4 protein-coding genes and 1 pseudogene are annotated in these 3,689 nt (G+C 30.1%); 1 reads left to right on the forward strand and 4 read right to left on the reverse strand.

The genetic code is table 11. The features are described from left to right. From ACTG3S_RS12850 to ACTG3S_RS12860, 3 genes and pseudogenes are all read right to left on the reverse strand, one after another. Nucleotides 1–233: pseudogene (locus ACTG3S_RS12850) on the reverse strand (MOSC domain-containing protein); the annotation flags it as partial. Nucleotides 234–286: 53 nt separating this feature from the next. After that, complete coding sequence (locus ACTG3S_RS12855; protein WP_439129744.1) at nucleotides 287–1,054, reverse strand: enoyl-CoA hydratase/isomerase family protein; 768 nt, start codon at nucleotides 1,052–1,054, stop codon at nucleotides 287–289. Between the two features lie 95 nt (nucleotides 1,055–1,149). Next, nucleotides 1,150–2,484, reverse strand: coding sequence for an MATE family efflux transporter (locus ACTG3S_RS12860; protein WP_439129745.1), 1,335 nt, complete (start codon nucleotides 2,482–2,484; stop codon nucleotides 1,150–1,152). Between the two features lie 93 nt (nucleotides 2,485–2,577). Between ACTG3S_RS12860 and ACTG3S_RS12865 the strand changes: the two genes are divergently transcribed. Next, the gene (locus tag ACTG3S_RS12865; RefSeq protein ID WP_439129746.1) at nucleotides 2,578–3,369 is read left to right on the forward strand and encodes a universal stress protein; all 792 of its coding nucleotides are present in this window, start codon (nucleotides 2,578–2,580) and stop codon (nucleotides 3,367–3,369) included. A gap of 3 nt (nucleotides 3,370–3,372) precedes the next feature. Here the strand turns inward: ACTG3S_RS12865 and ACTG3S_RS12870 are convergent, their stop codons facing one another. Beyond that, the gene (locus ACTG3S_RS12870) at nucleotides 3,373–3,600 is read right to left on the reverse strand and encodes a hypothetical protein (protein WP_439129747.1); all 228 of its coding nucleotides are present in this window, start codon (nucleotides 3,598–3,600) and stop codon (nucleotides 3,373–3,375) included. Nucleotides 3,601–3,689 lie beyond the last annotated feature (89 nt).

The following is a 3,689-nucleotide window of genomic DNA, read 5'->3' on the forward strand; positions in this document are numbered from 1 at the left end:
ACTAAATTTGGATAATTGGGTTTAAAAAAATCATAGTGTTTTAAAGAATAGCCATAAACTGCTTGTAGTATTCCTCCATGGTATTTTCTATCAGAAATTTCATCACCTTTTACTACTTCAACATCTAAAAAAATGGGATTGTTTACAGGCAATTTAAAAATACCTGTAGTTACTTTTTTGCCTTTCCAGTTTACCTCTTTAGGTTTTGCAATATTTGTTGAAATAATTTTCATATTAATTAAAATAATTAAACCTACATGGTTTTAAAAAACCTAGCAGGATGAATCTATTTTTTAAATTTTGCCAATGCTTTTTTTGTAAAATCAGATAAAACCAATTCGCCAGAAATAGCAGCTCTTTCTGCCAATAAATTATTCCAATTTTCGGTTCCTTTCCATAAAGCTTTTTTCATTTCCAATAAAGCATCAGGATTGTAAGAAGCTAGTTTTTCTGATAACAATTGTACCTCTTCGTCTAGTTCTTTTTGATTTTCAAAAACCTTTGCATACAAACCTTTTTCTTTTGCCCAATAAGCGTTTTTCCAACTGGTTGCATCTAAAGTTAACTCTGCTGTACCAGAAACACCAATTTTTCTAGTTACTGCAGGTTCTATCACAAAAGGGCCAATGCCAATAGTAAATTCTGATAGTTTTACGGCTGCATGTTCTGTTGCCAACACATAATCGCAAGCTGCTGCCAAACCAACTCCACCACCAACTGTTTTACCTTGAATTCTTGCAATCACTAATTTACCACAAGTTCTAATAGCGTTTATAACATTTGCAAAACCAGCAAAAAATTGTTTGCCTTCTTCTAAGTTAGAAATGGCAACTAATTCATCAAAAGAAGCACCCGCACAAAAAACTCTTTCGCCCTCTGATTTTAAAACAATTACAGCAACATCTTTATTATTTCCAACAGCAAATAATTCTTTAGTAAGCCTTTCTAACAATTCGCTTGGAAAAGAATTACTGGCAGGATGCCCAAACTCTATGGTTGCAATTTGGTTTTGAATGTTGGTATATAAACTTCCGTTTTTTCTTTTGGTGGTCATAAACGTATCTTTTTGTAAAAATATGATTTAATTCTTAATAGTTCTCGATACTTTTTTCTTCATTCTTCAGAAAAATACTCGAACTGGCAGCAACTTTAATCGTTATCTATTAACGGCAAAAACTTACTTCTAAATTTAAAAACTAAAGGCAATCCCCTTGCTAGAATCCAAAATGTAAAAGCAATCCAAATGGCTATTAATTTATAATCTAAATAATCAAAAAACAACAAAGTGGGTAGAAAAACCAAACCAGTTGCTAAAATTAGTAAGTTTCTTAAATATTTCATTTCGCCCATTCCTTTAAACATTCCATCAAAAATAAATGTGATGGCATTTATAGGTTGGGTTATCAAAACAATCCAAAAAACAGTATAAAATTGCTCTAAAACTGCTGCTTCTTGGGTAAATATTTTTCCGATAGAATTGTAAAATAGAAAACCTAAAGCAGCCATAATTGTACCTGTAATAATACCGTATTTAAACAATTTATTACTTAAGTTAATAAGCGCTGTATAATTTTTTGCACCTAATAATTTACCTGATAAAATATTGCCTGCGCTTGAATAACCATCTATCATAAAAGCTGCCAACAACCATATATTTAAACTTATGGTATAAGCTGCAATATAGGCTGCCCCATAACCTGTTGCATACGATGTTGCAAAATACAAAGCGATGTTTAATGCAATTGTTCGTATAAAAAGGTTGCCAATCATACCTAATAATCTTGGTACTTCTGGGTGTATTTCTAAGGATAATTTTAATGAAATGGAGGTTTTTTTAATCAATAAAACCAAAGAAATAATGGCCATAGTAATTTGTGCAATTATGCTTGCATAGGCTGCTCCTTTTATATTCATTGCTGGTATAAAACCCTCTATACCATACACTAAAATAATATCTAAAACTATGTTTACACTTGCACCTATTATAGCAATTATCATGGGATAAAAGGTGTTTTGCAAACCTCTAAATGTGCCGAAAATGGCAAATACAAAAAGTGCAAAAGGAAACCCGAAAATTCTAATATTAAAATACTCAATACAATAGTCTAGTATAACTCCAGATGCATTGTAAAACTGAAAAATCTGTTCAGAAAATGGATACGAAATAAGCAAAACCAATACACTACCCAACACAACAATTGCAATAGCTTGTGCTGGTAAAGTTTTAACTTCGTTTAACTTATTTGCACCTACATATTGAGAAATAATAGAAGAAATTGCACTTCTAATTTGCCCAAAAACCCAAACCAACATAGATATAAATGCCCCTACAATACCGACAGCTGCTAAACTTTCTGTAGCATTATTATCAATATTACCAATAATTGCAGTATCTGTTATAGATAATATGGGTTCTGCAATACCTGCAATTAAGGCTGGAATTGCCAATTTATTTATCCGTTTTCGACTAATATCTGTGGTCAAATTTTATTTTTTTCACAAAGGTACACATCAAAAAACAGAAAAGATTTTATTCGTTTAAAAAAATAGTAACTTTGCAACCAGAAACAAATGATTATGAAACATATTTTAGTACCTATTGGATCTACAGAAAGTGCAAAAACAACTTTGCAATATGCTATTGATTTTGCACATGTAATTAATGCAAAGATTTTTGTTTTTAGGGCATATAGTGCACAATCTAAAGCTGGCACAATAATAAATATTAATGCCATTATAGAACGTGAAACCAATTTGTACTTAAAAACCATGGTAAGTTCTTGTAATCAAAAAGGTGTTGAAATAAAATTAATTTCGGCAAAAGGAAGTGTTTTAGATAGTGTAGACGCCATTGATAGCGAACTGGGTATTGATTTAATTATTGTAGGGGCTAAAAGTAACTCTATTAAAGAAGGATTGTTTTTAGGCAATACTGCTGGTAGTTTGGTTAAAAAAAGTAATTTATCTGTTTTAACTGTGCCAGAAAATTATGTTTTTAGTCCAGTTTCTAGTGTGCTAATGGCTTTTAAATCTGGGGTTATTAAAAGCAAAACAGTTTTAAAACCTTTGCAGTTTATAATTGATAAATTTAATGCAGAAATAAATTTATTATTGGTTAAAACACCAGAGTATACAGAAGAAGATTTATTATTACACAAAGATTTAGAGGCTTTTAAAGCAACATTAACTGTAACAGAAAATGCCACTACATTTCAAGGAGTTTTAGAACATATTAAAACCCATAACCCAGATATGTTGTGTGTTTTTAGACGTAAAAGAGGTTTCTTTAAAAAGCTTTGGGAAAAAAATACGATTTTAAAAGAAGAATTTAATTCTAAAGTTCCTGTATTGGTTTTAAAGGGGAAATAGTTTTTATTTTATCTCTTTAAAAGATAAAGGTTCAAAATAATCCCAACCAACAATACAGGTGAAATTATTTTTTGAATAATAAGATTGATTATATTCAAAATCTGTTACTATTTCTGCCAAAGGAATAAAAGCAAAAACTAGTACAAGAAAAATAGAAACTATTCTTACTGAAAGAGTTTGTTTATCAGTCTCAGAAAACTGAATATTAATTTGATCATAAGCTTCTTCCATTTGATAAAGATAATAATATTAAATATAAGAATCTAATACCTCAAATCAGCAGGCTCTATAAAGTCTATTTCTATATTATAGATTTCTGT

The organism is Polaribacter sp. (assembly GCF_965656025.1).
Taxonomy (GTDB): Bacteria; Bacteroidota; Bacteroidia; order Flavobacteriales; family Flavobacteriaceae; genus Polaribacter.

What these genes read in the sequence shown, in the direction of transcription:
- ACTG3S_RS12855 (WP_439129744.1), bottom strand. Translation starts at nt 1,054, where the DNA reads ATGACCACCAAAAGAAAAAACGGAAGTTTATATACCAACATTCAAAAC.
- ACTG3S_RS12870 (WP_439129747.1), bottom strand. Translation starts at nt 3,600, where the DNA reads ATGGAAGAAGCTTATGATCAAATTAATATTCAGTTTTCTGAGACTGAT.
- ACTG3S_RS12865 (WP_439129746.1), top strand. Translation starts at nt 2,578, where the DNA reads ATGAAACATATTTTAGTACCTATTGGATCTACAGAAAGTGCAAAAACA.